Here is a 14,240-nt window from a genome sequence, read left to right as displayed (position 1 = left end):
GTACGGCGGTTCTGCGATAACGACGTGCGAGAAAATAAAGACCTGAAGCGCGAGGAGCGAATCTGAACGATCGCGACGCGCCTCAGTCACAAAGCTGCGGAAAAGCCCCCTCCTCCCCTTACCGCAATCAGCGGACCAGGAAGATGCCGGCAGCGAGAAGAATGATGAAGACGAAGAGACCGCCGAGAAGGCCGGCGCCGCCGAAGAAACCGGCAGTCATCGCAAGCAGGAGGACGATCAGAAGCATCGAGCCGTACTTCGTGGCCGCGATGAACATGTCGTAGGTTTTTTCATGTTCCCTGTAATCCATCGGCGCGCCGGTCTCGACCGGTCCGGTATGATGTTCGGCCATTAATATCGTCTCCCTGAAATGCCTCTGCGCTGCCTGATTCCCCCGCTTAGACCGAGGGAAATCCTGCTTGCAGGAATTACACAATGACAGGCGAAAGCGCAATGCATGAGAATGCCGCAGCCACAGTTCCAAACCACCCATCTCCCATGGAGGAAGAGCATGGCGGGACATCGGCTGCGGATCTTGTCATCGCCCCTATGTCGCCCCGTCCGGCGGCAGGAGAAATCAGAGCGGCAGGTCAGTGCCGAGTTCACCCGGCGGCACGAAACGCGCCGTCGGAATAATGGTGAGCGGCGGCAACGTGTCGTTGGGATTGCGCGAGAACATCATGCGCTGCTCGCTGGCGCTGGAGATGAAGAAGGGATAGCGCGTCAACAGCTTGCGCCCGACCTCGACCACATTCGTCGCCATCAGCGTCATGTCGATCCCGTAATTCTTCGCCAGTCGGCCGGGGACGATCGTGTCGGCATAGAAGACCCGCTTATAGAAAGCCGCATGCGGCGGTCGAACAAACTGAAGCACGCGGTCTGCGCGGAAATAAGCTGCCGCAACGATGGTGGGTCTCAGCGTCAGGTAGGGAACCCAGGGCAGATCCGCGGTGAGTTCCGGGTCAGCTGCGAAACGCGCCGGATCAATCAACGTCAGCCCGGCGTCCAGGAGTTCGTCCATCGCCTCAGGAAAAGCGCCACCGGACTGGCTGAGACGATGCTCGGGTGTCACATAATGAACTCGGATCGTGCTGATCAGCTCACCATAATAGTACAACCCGAAAATATAGGCGTGGCTGTCGAAATCGCTGTCATCAAGGAGCCCTTTCGGAGCGAGCGCCAGGACGTCATGGGCCTTGTAAGCCTTGTAACGCAGGCGTTCCACCTGTTCCATGTCTTCGCTGCTTTCGACGCGGCGATATTCGACATGATCCAAAATATCCAAAATTTTCGTGCTGAAATCATTACGCTTGAACAGTGTCTCTGACATTCTCTCGATCCGCTCGTTAACGGATCATTAATCATACGCCGGTGAAATTTAGGCAAGGAAATCCGATAATTCGGGCGGTAAATAAACTATTAAGGTTAACGGTGCGGGGGATTGTCAGTGGTAGAATTGGCGCTCACAGAGCGCTCAGGCGACCTTATTGCGGCGACGTTGCACAGGGCGGCGGCCGATGCCCTGCTGCAGCAGCGGGATGTTTTGGGAGGGCACCGGCTGCGAGAAAACATAGCCCTGCACCAGATCGGTGCTGCGGTGCTTGTTGAGCAACGCGAGCTGCTCCTCGGTCTCGACGCCCTCGATGACGATCTTCAGGCCGAGTTCGCGGGCGAGATGGACTGTGCCGCGCAACAGCTTGAGACGGCGGGTATCCTCGACGATGTTGCGCACGAAGGAACGGTCGATCTTGACGATATCGAGCGGCAACGTGTCGAGATAGCTGAGGCTGGAGAAACCGGTGCCGAAATCGTCGATGGCGATGGTGATGCCGCGGGCCCTCAGTTCCGCCAGGATGGCGCGCACGGCCTGCGGCTCGTCGATCAGGCAGCTTTCGGTGACTTCGAGATGCAGCCGCGCCGCATCGAGACCGGAATGAGCAAGCGCATCGGCGACAACCGAGAGAATATCGGCATCACGCAAGTCACGCGCCGAGAGGTTGACCGAGACGGCGATATGGTCCGGCCAGCTCATGCACTCGCTGCAGGCCTTGAACAGGACGAAACGGGTGATGTCGGAGATAATGCCCATCTCTTCGGCAAGCCGGATGAATACGTCGGGCGGAATCGAGCCCTTCTCCGGATGCACCCAGCGGGCCAGCGCTTCGGCGCATTCGATCCGTGCGCCATCGGCCCGGAACATCGGCTGGAAGACGAGGTGCAGCGCCTGTGCCGAAACCGCTTCGCGCAGGTCAGCCTTCAGCTTTTGCTGCTCGATATAGCGCCCGTCCATCTCCCGCTCGAATCCTGAAATGCCGCCCTTGAGGCGGGACTTGCTTTCGAACAGGGCAAGATCCGCCTTGACGCTCCACTCGTCCATTGCAAAGGCCGAACTTTCGAGGACCGCGTAGCCGGCGCTGAGCGACACGAGGAAGGTCAGCTCGTCGACCTCGTAATGGCCCTGGATCGCGGCGTGCACGCGGCGAATCGAGAGCTCGAGCGATGTGGGCTCCTTCGCATGCGGGAAGAACAGGATGAACTGATCGCCCATCAACCGGCCGAGGATGGCATTGCCGCAAGCCTGCTTGATACGGGCGGCGATGGCGCAAAGCAGATGGTCGCCGGTGACGTGACCACGCATGTCGTTGACATGTTTGAACTCGTCGATATCGAGAACCATGAAGCCGAGCGGTCCTGATTTGCGCGGGTGCCTGGCGAGATATTCCTGGACCAGCTGCCCGAAATATTCGCGGTTCGGCAGACCGGTCAGCGCATCGAAGCGGACCATGTGCATGATCTTCTGCTCCGCCTTCACCCGGCTCGACACGTCTTCGAAGATCAGAACGGCGCCGCCGTCGGCCCTGCGGCTGGCGGAGAATTCGAGCGACAGGTTCTCAGGGAAATGAATGAGCGTACGTGACAGGTTGCCGTCGGCGACCTGGGTGAGCTGGCGCAGGATGAGCTCCGGCTGCGAGGCATCCATAAAGCTGTAACGCGCGCCATAACGCAGCACGGCGCCGAGATCGCGGTCCTTCAGCCGCTCCGGCGCACCGATCTTCAAAAGCTCGCAGGCCTTGCGGTTGACGACCTGAATGCGGTTTTCCATATCCACCATGACCAAGCCGTGCGGCATGTTGTTGAGCGCCGTATCGAAACGGTCGGCGATCATGGTGATTTCCCGACGCGCAATCACGTTCTCGTATAGGAAATCGCGCACGCCATTCGCCATTGCCCGCGTCGTCAGCCAGAAGGGAATAAGGAAGATCGACAGTAGACCGCGGTAGAAATCCAGCGCCAACAGGCTGCAGATTATCATCGGCAGGCAACAGGAGAACGTCTGAAGGTCGACCGCGAGGCGCGAACCGTAGTTGCGGCCGACGACCGAAACCATGGTTGCCATAGTGACGGCAATGCAGGCAAGCTCGGCAAAGGAATCGCGTACGACGAAGATCGCGTAGCCGCTGGCGATGCCGAGCAATGCTGTGGTGCAGGCAGCACCGGCAACCAGAATCCGCTCCCAACGCTCGATTCCGGCGTGCGACAGCCTCTCCTTGTCGACGCGGTCAAACTGCCGGAAGATGGCCATGCGCACGTTGAAGACCAGAAGGAAGGCGGCTGAGAGGAGAATGTAGACGGAAGACTGTGTCTTGGCGGCGACGGCAAGGCATGTCGCCACATGGACGATTACGCCAGCAAGAAGCGTCATGCGGTTCCCGGAAAGGGAACTCACAAACGACAGATACACATCTAAAGGGACCCTGTTCGGGCTATCTGGCTTCATCCACACTTTCCCTGTGCGCGGGAATTCTAGTGGCAACCCTTTAAAAATTGATTTCAATCGAATCAAACATTTGGGCAAATTTTCTAAAACCCCAGGATGAGCATCACAGCCACGGGGTGATATTGCAGCCTTATCGCGAGTTTTTTGAAAAAATCATCCACGCCTAGGTTGTCAGAAAATGTGCCGATCATGCGGACCGGCCATCTTGATGCCGAAAATCGGAATCGTTTTCGGAAAAACCCGAGCCCCGCGCGCGCGCGGACGAGGGCAGCGCTGTACGACTATGCGCCTATGCACGGCATTTATCCTTCCAATTCCAAAGGCCGTAGTCTACACCGACTTCAAAGAGGGAAAGCTGCCGAAATAACGGCAGGACAAGAATAAGGGAAACGAATGTCGGGACTTCTGGCGGCAAGCCGGCTGATCGATTCGCTCAGCCGGATCATGGGCAAACTTTCCGAATATATGGTGCTGTTCTGTTGTCTGATCAGCGCCGGAAATGCCATCGTACGTTATGCCTTCAACTACAGTTCGAACGGCTGGCTGGAAATCCAGTGGTATCTCTTCGCCTTCGTCGTCATGCTCGGCGCCTCGCATGCGCTGCGCAACAATGAGCATGTCCGCGTCGACCTGATCTACGGCGCCGTGTCAGACAAGGCGAAGATCTGGATCGACATCGTCGGCCTCATCCTGTTCCTCATCCCCGTCTGCATCTTCCTCACCTGGCTCTGCTGGCCATTCTTCGCGCTGTCTTACACGCAGGGGGAAATATCGGGCAACGCCGGCGGACTGATCCGCTGGCCCGTCAAGCTGATCCTGGTCGCAGGCTTCGCACTGCTGTCCCTTCAGGGCGTTTCCGAGCTGATCAAGCGGATCGCCGCCCTCACCGGCCAGATCAGCATCGACACGAAATACGAAAAGCCGCTGCAATAGCGCCCGGGAGGAACGGATTTGTTTGATTTCGGCATTATTCCGCCGGCCATGTTCCTGGGCATGGTCATCTTCATGCTCTACGGCTTTCCGGTCGCCTTTTCGCTCGCCGCCGTCGGCCTGTTCTTCGGCATCATCGGCATCGCCACTGGCCATTTCAGCGAAGCCTTTCTGCAAGCGCTGCCGCTGCGCTTTTTCGGCATCGTCTCCAACGACCTGCTGCTCGCCATTCCCTTCTTCACCTTCATGGGCGCGGTGCTGGAACGCTGCGGCCTTGCCGAGGATCTGCTCGAAGGCACCGGCAAGCTCTTTGGCGGCATTCCCGGCGGTCTGGCCTATGCCGTCATCCTGGTCGGCGCCGTGCTCGGCGCCATCACTGGCACGGTGGCCGCCTCCGTCATCACCATGGGCGTGATCTCGCTGCCGATCATGCTGCGCTACGGCTACAGCCCGCGCCTTGCCACCGGCGTCATCGCCGCCTCCGGCACCATCACCCAGGTGATCCCGCCCTCGCTCGTGCTCGTCGTCCTCGCCGACCAGCTCGGCAGATCGGTCGGCGACATGTATCTCGGCGCGATCGGCCCCTCGATCCTGCAGGTGTCGATCTTCGTGCTCTTCATCCTGGTGATGTCGATCATCAGGCCAAAATCGATGCCGCCGCTGCCGAAGGAGGTGCGCGGCGACTTCAACTGGGCGCTGCTGGCAAAAGTACTGATGGGCATGGTGCCCTCGATCGTGCTGATCTTCCTGGTGCTCGGCACGATCTTCATGGGCCTTGCGACGCCGACGGAAGCCGGCGCGCTCGGAGTCGTCGGCGCCATGGCGCTCGCCGCGATGAATCGACGTCTCACCTGGCCGCTGATCCGCGAAGCGATGACGTCGACCACCCACATCACCTCGATGGTAGTGATGATCCTGATCGGCTCCACCTGTTTCAGCCTGGTCTTTCAGGGCATGGACGGTTCGCGCTGGATCGAGCACATGTTGTCGGGCATCCCGGGCGGTCCGGTCGGCTTCCTGATCTTCGTCAACATCTTCATCTTCGTGCTGGCCTTCTTCCTCGATTTCTTCGAAATCGCCTTCATCGTCATCCCGATGCTTGCCCCCGTCGCCTCCAGTCTCGGCATCGACCTGATCTGGTTCGGCGTGCTGATCTGCGTCAACATGCAGACAAGCTTCATGCATCCGCCCTTCGGCTTCGCGCTCTTCTACCTGCGCTCGATCGCCGGCAAGGAGGTCAAGACCTCGGATATCTACATGGGCGCGCTGCCCTGGGTCGGCATGCAGCTGATCCTGGTGGCGATCGTGATCTTCTGGCCGCAATCGGTCACCTACTGGCTGGACCATGGCCCGAAGGTCGACCCGAACTCGATCAAGATCGAAGTGCCTGGCTTCGGCGGCCAGCTCGGCCTGCCGCCGGTGGGCGGCGGCGGCAATGGCGCACCACAGATCCCAGGCCTGAACCTGCCGCCGCTCGGCTTGCCGGGAGCCCCGCCGCCACCTGCGAAATAACCCCAAATAGCAGGGCCAAAACAAAACCCCGGACCAAGCGATCGGGGGTTTTCGTATGCGTTTGATGCGCGGATGGGAGCGCTCAGAGCTTGCCGGCCCGCTGCTGGATCATCATGAACGTATCGAAGGTGTATTCCGAAAGCTGCATCCACAGATAGGCGTCGCGCTTGAAGGCGGTCTGATCGTCGTAGATCTTCTTGAAATACTGGTTGTTGGCCGAGATTTCGCCGTAAATGCCCATAGCCGCCTGGAAGCAGGCTTCCATGATTTCCTGGCTAAACGGACGCAGCGTTGCGCCTTCGGCCACGAGCTGCTTCAGCGCCGTCGGGTTCTTCGTGTCGTATTTCGCCAGCATGTTGGTGTTGGCGAAGGCGCAGGCGTCGGTGAGCGCTGCCTGGTAGTGCTTCGGCAGGTTGCTCCATTTGTCGAGGTTGAAGAACGCATGCACCGTCGGGCCGCCTTCCCACCAGCCCGGATAATAGTAATATTTCGCCACCTTGTGGAAGCCGAGCTTCAGATCGTCATAGGGACCGACGAATTCCGCCGCATCGATCGTGCCCTTTTCGAGCGCCGGATAGATGTCGCCGCCGGCGATCTGCTGCGGGATGACGCCGACCTTCTCCATGACGCGGCCGGCAAGGCCGGCGATGCGCATCTTGACGCCCTTGAGGTCGTCGAGCGTGTTGATTTCCTTGCGGAACCAGCCGCCCATCTGGGCACCGGTATTGCCGGCCGGCAAAGCATACATGCCCTGCGTGGCATAAAACTCGTTCATCAGCTTGTTGCCGTTGCCGTCATTAAACCAGGCATTGGTCAGGCGGCTGTTGAGCCCGAACGGAATGGCCGTTCCGATGGCGTAGGTCGGATCCTTTCCGACGAAATAATAGGAGGTGGTGTGGGCTGCCTCGACCGTACCGGCAGCCACCGCATCGACGGCCTGAAGTCCCGGCACGACTTCACCGGCCGCGAAAGGCTGGATGGTGAAATTGCCGTCCGTTGCGGCGGCGACATGCTTGGCGATGTCTTCGGCACCGCCATAGATCGTGTCCAAGCTCTTCGGAAACGACGACGTCATGCGCCACGCGATCTTCGGATTCTCCTGCGCGATCGCAGGCGCTGCCAATGCCGTTGCGGCAACCGCGCCGGCCCCGGCGGTTCCCGCCTTCTTGAAAAACGAACGACGATCCATCAAAAACCTCCCGTATAGATGGCACTGCGCGGCCAATCTTCACCCCTACCCGCAGCGAGGGCAGAGCTAAGCATGGCGAGGGCCGCGATTCAAGCTTTAGTCTATTAGCCTTTGGCATCAAGTCGGCAATAAGGCAACAGGCAGGCACCCATCAAAATCAGCAGCTTAGCCGCGAGACCAGACGCCACGGCAAGGCGCTGGCGGAAATCGGCCGCCAGTTGCAGCCAAACGTTGACTTCGCGGCCATTCTGGCGGCAAAAACGACAAGCAGAAGATTTCACCGGGGCGAACATGACGAAACCGATCGTTGCCATTCCTGCCGATATTCGCAGCTTCGACGGCGCGACCTGGCACGCCGTGCAGCATCAATATCTCAGTGCCGCATTGAATGCAGCCGGCGTCATGGCCTTTGTCATCCCGGCTTTCGAAGCGGGCTACGACACCGACGCAATCCTCGACCGCGTCGATGGTCTGCTGGTATCGGGCTCGGCCAGCAATGTGCATCCTTCGCTTTACGGCGCCGAGGCGAACGACAGGGACGGCCCCTTCGATCCCGCCCGCGACGCCACAAGCCTGCCGCTCATCCGCCGCGCCATCGACCGCGCCATCCCGCTGCTCGCCATCTGCCGCGGCATTCAGGAGCTGAACGTCGCTCTCGGCGGCTCGCTGGCAAGCGAGATCCACGAACAGCCCGGCATCTGGGACCACCGCCGGCCGGAAGGCGTCGACCGTGACGGCATGTACGCCATCCGCCAGACCGTCCACGTCAAGGAAGGTTCCTGCATTGCCGGCATCCTCGGCCCCGGTGATATCCGCGTCAACTCGCTGCACCGCCAGGCGATCGCCAGGACTGCGCCGCGCTTGCAGGTGGAAGCCACCGCCGAAGACGGCACTGTGGAGGCCGTTTCCGTCATCGATGCCAAAGCCTTCGCCGTCGGCGTGCAATGGCATCCGGAATATTGGGCCGAAACCGACAAGATGTCGAACCGGCTGTTTGCCGCCTTCGGCGACGCCGTCCGCAGTTATGCCACCGCGAAATTGCCAGCGACCGCGGCACAGGCAATCGCCTGAAGAGGCAGCAGGCTGCGTGTCCTCAGGCCTTTTGCGGCGTCTCCGGCACCGGCGTCAGCGCCGATCCCTTCTCGAACCAGGCGATCAGATTGTCGGCGACGAGATCGGCCATTGCGTTGCGCGTCGGCACCGAGGCCGAGGCGACATGGGGCAGCAGCACGGCATTGGCCGGTTCCAGCAGCGTGGCCGGCACGGTCGGCTCTTCATAGAAGACGTCGAGACCGGCCGCACCGAGCGCGCCTGATGCAAGGGCGGCACTCAGCGCCTCTTCATCAACCGTCCAGCCGCGGCCGACATTGACGAGAATACCGTTTGGACCGAGAGAAGCCAGAATATCGGCATCGATCGTCTTATGCGTCTGCGGCGTCTTCGGAACGATGGCGATCAATGTGTCCACCGCCTCGGCCAACCCGCTCAATGAAGAGTAATAATCATAGGGCGCATCGGCATGACGCGAGCGTGTGTGATAGCTGATCTTTACCTTGAAGGGCTCCAGCCGCTTGGCGATTTCAAGGCCTATGCGGCCGAGGCCGTAAAGGCCGACATGGCGGCCTTTGAGCGAGAAACGCGATAGCGGATAGGCCGTGCCCCGCTTCCAGTTGCCCGCGCGCAGCCATGCTTCGGCCCGCGGCAATTCGCGGATCGTATTCAAAAGCAGGCCGATCGCCGTATCGGCCACCTCGTCGTTCAGGACATCGGGCGTATTGGTGACGACGATACCCTTTTCGGCTGCACGCTTTACGTCCATACCGTCATAACCGACGCCGAAACTGGCGATCACCTCGACACCGGGCAGCTGATCCATCCAGGCGCCGGGAAAGGCGCCGGAGACGGCGACGCCGCGGATGCGGGCGGCAGTCTCGTCGTCGAGCCCCAGCTTTTCCTCTCGGGCGACGGTGATGATCTCAAAACGATCCTTCAGTCTTTCGAGAACACGCTCGTGTATCTTCCCAGGAACGAGAATGGCGATGCGAGACATGGCTTTTCCTCTTGGATGGGCTTTTGGTTCAGGCGCGGGGCCGATGGGGACTGGTCGACTGGCGAATGCGCATCTCCGGCTTGATTAGATGCATGCCGTCAGGTTCGTGGCTGCCGGCAAGACGATCGAGAAGCGCGCGCGCCGCCAGGCGGCCGACTTCGGTCTGACCGTTCCAGACGGTTGTCAGTGCCGGCGTGGCGATCGAGGCTTCCTCGAGGTCGTCATAACCGGTGACGGAAATGTCGCGCCCCGGCACCAGCCCGGCGCGCGCAATGCCGTTCATCAGGCCGATGGCAACGAGATCGTTCCAGCAGACGGCCGCCGTCGGCTGCTGCGGCAGCGAGAGGAAATGCACCGCGGCCTCGAAACCGCCCTGCTTCGAGCGAGGGCCGGGAATGCGCAGGTTCGGATCGACTTCGATGCCGGCCTTGCGCAGCGCATTGACATAACCCTGGTAGCGGTCGCGCCCGGTGGACGTCTGGTCCGTGCCGCCGATCATCGCGATCGAGCGGTGACCGAGGCCGATCAGGTGGTTGGTGGCGAGCGAAATGCCGTAGCTGTCGTCGCCGCGATAGGTCGGCAGCTCCAGACCGTCCATCGAGCGGGCGACCAGGATTGCCGGCATGCCGTTTTCCTCCGCCAGCTGCAGATCTTCCGGCGGCGTGCCGATCGCCGGCGACATGATGACGCCGTCGCCGCCGAGCTGCAGCAGCGTCTCGATGAAGGTGCGCTGCTTTTCGACGTTGTCGTAGTGGTTGGACAGGATGAAGGTGTGACGGCTGCGATCGAGCTCGCTTTCGATCGCCTTCAGGATCTCGCCGTAGAACGGGTTCATGATGTCGTGCACGACGACGCCGATAATGCCGGAGCGCGAGGTGCGCAGGCTGGCGGCACGGCGGTTGTAGATATAGCCGAGCGCGCGCGCCTGTTCCTTGATCTTCTCCCGCGTGTTGCCGGCGACGAGCGGACTGTCGCGCAGGGCAAGCGATACGGTCGCCGTTGAGATGCCGAGCGTTTCGGCGATTGTCGAAAGCTTGATCTTCTGGACCACGTGTCCTCCTCCCCTAGGCAGCACGCAAGACAGCAGACCGCGTCGGAAAACTGGTGCGGCCCCTTAAAATGTTTAATTAAAAGATTTAACAGGTGGAGGCAATTCGTCTTTTTTGCGAAATTTCACTCTTCGTCCGGTTCCTCCAGAGGAAGCGCTTCGGCCTGCAGATTGGCGTCGATCGCCTTCAGCAGACGCACGAGATTGCGGATTTCCTTGTCTGAAAACTCCAGTGTCGCCAGTCTGTCGCAGGCGGACGCCGCCATCTCGATCGCCTGCACGCTGTCGCGGCCGAGCGGAGTGAGATAGACCTTGGTCAGGCGCGCATCCTCGGCGTCGGGCTTGCGCTCGAGAAAGCCCTGCGCTTCCATGCGGCCGATCGTGCGCGTCATCGTCGGCGCCTTGACGCCGAGCTTCTGGGCAAGAGCGCCCGCCGTCATGCCGTCACTCTCGGCGAGCGAGAGAATGACGCCGTCCTGGCCGGCATAAAGGCCGCTTTCGAACAGGTTGCGCGAGAGCACCGTACGCATGGAACGAGCCGCCTGGGTCAGCGCCGGCGAGAGATCGACGAGCGTATACTCCGTCTGGTCCTTCTTCTTGGACTTGCTCTTCTTGCCGTCCTTACGCTTCTTTCCCATAGCCATCCCTTTGATCTTTAAGCACCGACGCCGCTGCGATATGACATTGCCCATGATCTCGTCATAAACAAGAGGCAACGACCGGATGATGACGCCTTCGCCACGCTTCGAGGACAGCGACCCGGCCTCCGCCGCCGGCAGGCGCTGCCCGATCGCCGTGCTGCCGCTGGGCGCGCATGAGCAGCACGGCCCTCACCTGCCCTTCGAAACCGACACGCTGATTGCCGAAGGCATTGCCGGACGGTTGAAGGCGGCCCTGCCCGCCGGCCTGCCGGTCACCTTCCTACCGGCCGAATCGGTCGGCTACTCCATAGAGCATATGGATGTTGAAGGAACGAAGACGCTCACCTTCGACGAGGCCGTCCACCGCTGGCTCGGCATCGCCGAAGGCCTTGCCAAGCAGAATATCCGCAAGTTGGTGATGCTGAACGCCCATGGCGGCAACTCGCCGCTGATGACGATCGTCGCGACGGAGGCGCGAGTCCGCTTTGCCATGCTGGCCGTGGCGACGAGCTGGACCCGCTTCGGCCTGCCGGATGGCGTGATCCCTCCCGTGGAAAAGGCGATCGGCATTCATGGCGGCGATATCGAGACCTCGGTGATGCTGGCGCTTCATCCTGACAGGGTTGATATGGCGAAGGCTGCAGATTTCCCTTCGCGACAGACGGAATTTGCCAAACGCTTCAAACATCTGCGCGCCTACGGGCCGCACGCTTTCGGCTGGAAAATGTCGGATCTCAATTCGCAAGGCGCGGCGGGCAACGCCGCGGCCGCGACAGCCGAAAAGGGCGAGGTGCTGATTGCCCATGCAGCGAAGGGGCTGATGGAATTGCTCGAGGATGTCGATGCCTTCGACCTCGGCGAGCTCCGGTGAGGGCGACCGATCCGCGCCCGCAGATGATGTGATCTTATAACATTATAAAACCCTTTGAACTGCCGCACCCATGCCATTATATGAGACCAACCGTTTCAAGCAGCCGATCCAAAGCCGCCCGGCCGCACGCCTAATCCTAGAGGTTCCCATGACCGACGCGATTGCCACCCAAAAGCCCATTCCCGTTACCGTGCTCACCGGTTATCTCGGCGCCGGCAAGACGACGCTGCTCAACCGCATCCTGTCGGAAAACCACGGCAAGAAGTATGCGGTCATCGTCAATGAATTCGGCGAGATCGGCATCGACAACGACCTGATCGTCGAGTCGGACGAAGAAATCTACGAGATGAACAATGGTTGCGTCTGTTGCACCGTGCGCGGCGACCTGATCCGCGTCGTCGAAGGCCTGATGCGCCGCCCCGGCCGCTTCGACGGCATCATCGTCGAGACGACGGGCCTTGCCGATCCGGTGCCGGTCGCCCAGACCTTCTTCATGGATGACGACGTGCGCGCCAAGACCGAGCTCGACGCCGTCATCGCTCTCGTCGACGCCAAGCACCTGCCGCTGCGCCTGAAGGACAGCCGCGAGGCCGAAGACCAGATCGCCTTCGCCGACGTGGTCGTCATCAACAAGAGCGACCTGGTGACGGCGGAAGAACTTGACGTGATCGAGGACATTGTCCGCGCCATCAACCCGGCCGCCCGGGTCTACAAGACCAGCCGCTCGGGCGTCGACCTCGCCCGCGTGCTCGACCAGGGCGCCTTCAACCTGGAGCGGGCGCTCGAAAACGATCCGCATTTCCTCGAGCACGGCCATGACGACCATGTCTGCGGCCCGGACTGCGATCACGATCATCACCATCATGATCACGATCACGGCCATCATCACCATGGCGCGATGTCGGCGATCCATGATGTGACGGTGCAGTCGGTTTCGCTGCGCGGCGGTGAGATGAACCCGGAGCGCTTCTTCCCCTGGATCCAGAAGATCACCCAGGTTCAGGGCCCGAATATTCTGCGTCTCAAGGGCATCATCGCCTTCAAGGACGATCCCGAGCGTTACGTCGTTCAGGGCGTGCACATGATCATCGAGGGCGATCATCAGCGGCCTTGGAAGGACGGCGAGAGACATGAAAGCCGTCTCGTCTTCATCGGCCGCGATCTCGACCGCGAAAAGCTCGAGGCCTCCTTCAAGGCCTGCGAGGCAGCCGCCTGATGCCGACAGTTGCACCACTTGATCTCGACGGCCACGTTCTGGCCGTCGAATTTTTAGGTGATATCCCCTTCTTCGCAAACGCAAACGGCACGTTTCACCGGCTGGACGGCGGCGAGAAGGTTTGCGAAGCCCATCAGGGCATGCTCACCGCCATCCGCGATCCTTATAGCGACAGCCTGATCTCCGGCGGCGAGGACGGCAAGGTTCTGCGCATTGCCGCCGATGGCAGCGTCAGCGAACTTGCAACGGCGCCACGCAAGTGGATCTCGCAAGTCGCGGCCGGCCCGCAGGGCGCCGTCGCCTATTCTTACGGCAAGAGCTCGCTCGTCCGCCTCGCCGACGGCACCACCAAGGAATTCCCCGAGGAGCGCACGGTTGAAGGCCTCGCCTTCGCGCCGAAGGGCCTGCGCATCGCCGCCGCCCGATACAACGGCGTGTCGCTGCATTGGGTCGGCACGAGCGCCAAACCGGTCGATCTCGAATGGAAGGGCGCGCATACCGGCGTCACCTTCTCGCCTGATGGCAATTTCCTCGTCACCTCGATGCAGGAAAATGCCCTGCATGGCTGGAAGCTCGACAGCAAACCCGGTGCCGAGGCCCGGCATATGCGCATGACGGGCTATCCCGCCAAGGTGAAATCGCTTTCCTGGTCGATCAAAGGCAAATGGCTCGCCTCATCGGGCGCGCCCGCAGCGATCGTCTGGCCCTTCCAAGGCAAGGACGGGCCGATGGGCAAGGCGCCGCTCGAACTCGGCACCCGCGCCAATATCATGGCGACCTCGGTGAGATTCCACCCGTTGGAAGACATTCTTGCCATCGGCTTCATCGACGGCATGATTCTGGCCGTACGCATTGCCGACAGCAAGGAAGCGCTGCTGCGCCGCCCCGGCAAGGGCGCGATCACGGCGATGAGCTGGAGCGCAAACGGCAAGCTGCTCGCCTTCGCCTCCGAAGCCGGCGATTGTGGCGTTGTCGATATTTCGGCGTGAACTCCTATTGCCGGTC

General features: G+C 61.0%; 14 protein-coding genes. 6 read left to right on the top strand and 8 right to left on the bottom strand.

The window, feature by feature from the left end:
* Window positions 1–127: 127 nt before the first annotated feature.
* The 3 genes from EFR00_RS13300 to EFR00_RS13290 form a co-directional block, all read right to left on the bottom strand.
* Complete coding sequence (locus EFR00_RS13300) at window positions 128–352, bottom strand: aa3-type cytochrome c oxidase subunit IV (protein ID WP_038691333.1); 225 nt, start codon at window positions 350–352, stop codon at window positions 128–130.
* Window positions 353–577: 225 nt separating this feature from the next.
* The gene (locus EFR00_RS13295; RefSeq protein ID WP_077990711.1) at window positions 578–1,330 is read right to left on the bottom strand and encodes an N-acyl amino acid synthase FeeM domain-containing protein; all 753 of its coding nucleotides are present in this window, start codon (window positions 1,328–1,330) and stop codon (window positions 578–580) included.
* Window positions 1,331–1,474: 144 nt separating this feature from the next.
* Window positions 1,475–3,778: a putative bifunctional diguanylate cyclase/phosphodiesterase gene (locus EFR00_RS13290; RefSeq protein ID WP_077990712.1), complete on the bottom strand. Its 2,304-nt coding sequence runs from the start codon at window positions 3,776–3,778 to the stop codon at window positions 1,475–1,477.
* Between the two features lie 393 nt (window positions 3,779–4,171).
* On the opposite strand from EFR00_RS13290, the gene EFR00_RS13285 reads away from it, so the two are divergent.
* Both EFR00_RS13285 and EFR00_RS13280 read left to right on the top strand, forming a co-directional pair.
* Window positions 4,172–4,711, top strand: coding sequence for a TRAP transporter small permease subunit (locus EFR00_RS13285; RefSeq protein WP_039622271.1), 540 nt, complete (start codon window positions 4,172–4,174; stop codon window positions 4,709–4,711).
* 18 nt (window positions 4,712–4,729) lie between these two features.
* The gene (locus EFR00_RS13280; protein WP_077990713.1) at window positions 4,730–6,220 is read left to right on the top strand and encodes a TRAP transporter large permease; all 1,491 of its coding nucleotides are present in this window, start codon (window positions 4,730–4,732) and stop codon (window positions 6,218–6,220) included.
* Window positions 6,221–6,302: 82 nt separating this feature from the next.
* Here the strand turns inward: EFR00_RS13280 and EFR00_RS13275 are convergent, their stop codons facing one another.
* Complete coding sequence (locus EFR00_RS13275) at window positions 6,303–7,409, bottom strand: TRAP transporter substrate-binding protein (RefSeq protein ID WP_039622275.1); 1,107 nt, start codon at window positions 7,407–7,409, stop codon at window positions 6,303–6,305.
* Window positions 7,410–7,513: 104 nt separating this feature from the next.
* A complete protein-coding gene (locus tag EFR00_RS13270; RefSeq protein ID WP_125461989.1) occupies window positions 7,514–7,723 on the bottom strand; it encodes a hypothetical protein in 210 nt (69 codons plus the stop codon).
* Here EFR00_RS13270 and EFR00_RS13265 point away from each other — a divergent pair.
* Complete coding sequence (locus EFR00_RS13265; protein ID WP_077990718.1) at window positions 7,701–8,480, top strand: gamma-glutamyl-gamma-aminobutyrate hydrolase family protein; 780 nt, start codon at window positions 7,701–7,703, stop codon at window positions 8,478–8,480. The genes EFR00_RS13270 and EFR00_RS13265 overlap by 23 nt on opposite strands.
* Window positions 8,481–8,502: 22 nt before the next feature.
* Here the strand turns inward: EFR00_RS13265 and EFR00_RS13260 are convergent, their stop codons facing one another.
* The 3 genes from EFR00_RS13260 to EFR00_RS13250 form a co-directional block, all read right to left on the bottom strand.
* On the bottom strand, window positions 8,503–9,459 hold the full coding sequence (locus EFR00_RS13260; RefSeq protein ID WP_077990719.1) for a 2-hydroxyacid dehydrogenase: 957 nt from the start codon (window positions 9,457–9,459) through the stop codon (window positions 8,503–8,505).
* 28 nt (window positions 9,460–9,487) lie between these two features.
* Window positions 9,488–10,510 carry a LacI family DNA-binding transcriptional regulator gene (locus EFR00_RS13255; protein WP_029532233.1) on the bottom strand — a complete coding sequence of 341 codons (1,023 nt, stop codon included), beginning with the start codon at window positions 10,508–10,510 and terminating at the stop codon, window positions 9,488–9,490.
* Window positions 10,511–10,632: 122 nt separating this feature from the next.
* Window positions 10,633–11,145: a MarR family winged helix-turn-helix transcriptional regulator gene (locus EFR00_RS13250; RefSeq protein ID WP_009993768.1), complete on the bottom strand. Its 513-nt coding sequence runs from the start codon at window positions 11,143–11,145 to the stop codon at window positions 10,633–10,635.
* A gap of 85 nt (window positions 11,146–11,230) precedes the next feature.
* Between EFR00_RS13250 and EFR00_RS13245 the strand changes: the two genes are divergently transcribed.
* From EFR00_RS13245 to EFR00_RS13235, 3 genes are all read left to right on the top strand, one after another.
* Window positions 11,231–12,019 carry a creatininase family protein gene (locus EFR00_RS13245; RefSeq protein ID WP_077990721.1) on the top strand — a complete coding sequence of 263 codons (789 nt, stop codon included), beginning with the start codon at window positions 11,231–11,233 and terminating at the stop codon, window positions 12,017–12,019.
* Between the two features lie 148 nt (window positions 12,020–12,167).
* Window positions 12,168–13,235 (top strand): CobW family GTP-binding protein, encoded by a 1,068-nt coding sequence (locus EFR00_RS13240; protein ID WP_077990724.1) that lies wholly within the window; start codon window positions 12,168–12,170, stop codon window positions 13,233–13,235.
* Complete coding sequence (locus EFR00_RS13235; RefSeq protein ID WP_077990727.1) at window positions 13,235–14,224, top strand: WD40 repeat domain-containing protein; 990 nt, start codon at window positions 13,235–13,237, stop codon at window positions 14,222–14,224. Before EFR00_RS13240 ends, EFR00_RS13235 begins: the two co-directional genes overlap by 1 nt.
* The last annotated feature ends 16 nt before the right edge of the window (window positions 14,225–14,240 follow it).

This window comes from Rhizobium sophoriradicis (assembly GCF_003939025.1).
Taxonomy (GTDB): domain Bacteria; phylum Pseudomonadota; class Alphaproteobacteria; order Rhizobiales; family Rhizobiaceae; genus Rhizobium; species Rhizobium sophoriradicis.
The sequence above is the reverse complement of the archived record's forward strand: the minus strand, read 5'-3'. Positions and strand labels throughout refer to the sequence as shown.

Bases quoted from the DNA above. Each gene is read 5' to 3' on its own strand.
- EFR00_RS13300 (WP_038691333.1), bottom strand. From the start codon at position 352: ATGGCCGAACATCATACCGGACCGGTCGAGACCGGCGCGCCGATGGAT.
- EFR00_RS13295 (WP_077990711.1), bottom strand. From the start codon at position 1,330: ATGTCAGAGACACTGTTCAAGCGTAATGATTTCAGCACGAAAATTTTG.
- EFR00_RS13290 (WP_077990712.1), bottom strand. From the start codon at position 3,778: ATGAAGCCAGATAGCCCGAACAGGGTCCCTTTAGATGTGTATCTGTCG.
- EFR00_RS13285 (WP_039622271.1), top strand. From the start codon at position 4,172: ATGTCGGGACTTCTGGCGGCAAGCCGGCTGATCGATTCGCTCAGCCGG.
- EFR00_RS13275 (WP_039622275.1), bottom strand. From the start codon at position 7,409: ATGGATCGTCGTTCGTTTTTCAAGAAGGCGGGAACCGCCGGGGCCGGC.
- EFR00_RS13265 (WP_077990718.1), top strand. From the start codon at position 7,701: ATGACGAAACCGATCGTTGCCATTCCTGCCGATATTCGCAGCTTCGAC.
- EFR00_RS13270 (WP_125461989.1), bottom strand. From the start codon at position 7,723: ATGGCAACGATCGGTTTCGTCATGTTCGCCCCGGTGAAATCTTCTGCT.
- EFR00_RS13260 (WP_077990719.1), bottom strand. From the start codon at position 9,459: ATGTCTCGCATCGCCATTCTCGTTCCTGGGAAGATACACGAGCGTGTT.
- EFR00_RS13250 (WP_009993768.1), bottom strand. From the start codon at position 11,145: ATGGGAAAGAAGCGTAAGGACGGCAAGAAGAGCAAGTCCAAGAAGAAG.
- EFR00_RS13245 (WP_077990721.1), top strand. From the start codon at position 11,231: ATGATGACGCCTTCGCCACGCTTCGAGGACAGCGACCCGGCCTCCGCC.
- EFR00_RS13240 (WP_077990724.1), top strand. From the start codon at position 12,168: ATGACCGACGCGATTGCCACCCAAAAGCCCATTCCCGTTACCGTGCTC.
- EFR00_RS13235 (WP_077990727.1), top strand. From the start codon at position 13,235: ATGCCGACAGTTGCACCACTTGATCTCGACGGCCACGTTCTGGCCGTC.